Consider the following 917-nt stretch of genomic DNA (forward strand, 5'->3'; position numbering starts at 1 on the left):
CCATAATAGTTCCTCCTTTAGGTAAGAGGATTAAAACTAAGGTTCATTCATGTATTTTAACGGGTTCACTTTACTTTATGTTTTTAAGAATGAATGGAGTAGGTCCTTTTAAAAATAACGAAAAGACCCCCTAAAGTGCCTTCCTTCAACTTGAACCATCTTAATTTTAATAATATATTGGACTCCTATCCGACGAATACTATTTTACTATGCTAATTTTTTTTGTTCATTGAGGGGTAGCACCACATCGCTATCAAGCTAACAAAATACACCTACCCCCAGAACGGAATTTTGTGCTAATTTGTAATAAAAATGTGCTAATTTGTAATAAAAAGCTCATTTTCTCGTTATGGGGTGGATTTGTTTTCTTAAGTTGGTGGGCATGCGGCAGAACCCCCAATAAATTTAATAGCGTATAATTTTCATGTTTTTTCGGCGAAACATATAATGTATTATTCGGTTCGTTGTAATATATTCTTTACTTTTTGTAAAAAAAATATTACTATTACGTTAATATAACTGTATAATAGAAGAGAGGAATGACATGCTTGAAAATAATATAGTAGTAGGAAGAGCTGAAAAAAGATGGACTCAACAACAATTAGCAGATGCAGTTGGTGTCAGTCGACAAACTATAGTAGCTTTAGAAAAAAATAAATATAACCCTTCTTTGATTTTAGCTTTCAAAATTTCTAATTCACTTGAGAAAGAGATAACCGATGTATTTAAATATAAGGAGGATGAATAATGGTTAATATTGCTACGATTGTAATTTGTGTGTTAGTAGTATTGGTGTTTATTGCAGAAATTTACAAAATTACATTTGAACGTCGGATGGAGTCACAAGATGAGAGAAGGCAAATGTTCATCTTTAAAATTAAGTCATTATCTTATACTGTTCTAACCGTTGGTATATT

1 protein-coding gene is annotated in these 917 nt (G+C 31.2%); it reads left to right on the forward strand.

Going from position 1 to position 917, the window contains the following annotated elements:
* Nucleotides 1–544: 544 nt before the first annotated feature.
* Nucleotides 545–748, forward strand: a complete 204-nt coding sequence (locus ABWK52_RS26585) for a helix-turn-helix transcriptional regulator (protein WP_000892395.1) — start codon at nt 545–547, stop codon at nt 746–748.
* Nucleotides 749–917: the final 169 nt, after the last annotated feature.

Origin of the sequence: Bacillus sp. AP50 (assembly GCF_040492675.1) — a bacterium.
Lineage (GTDB): Bacteria > Bacillota > Bacilli > Bacillales > Bacillaceae_G > Bacillus_A > Bacillus_A cereus.

Bases quoted from the DNA above. Each gene is read 5' to 3' on its own strand.
- ABWK52_RS26585 (WP_000892395.1), top strand. From the start codon at position 545: ATGCTTGAAAATAATATAGTAGTAGGAAGAGCTGAAAAAAGATGGACT.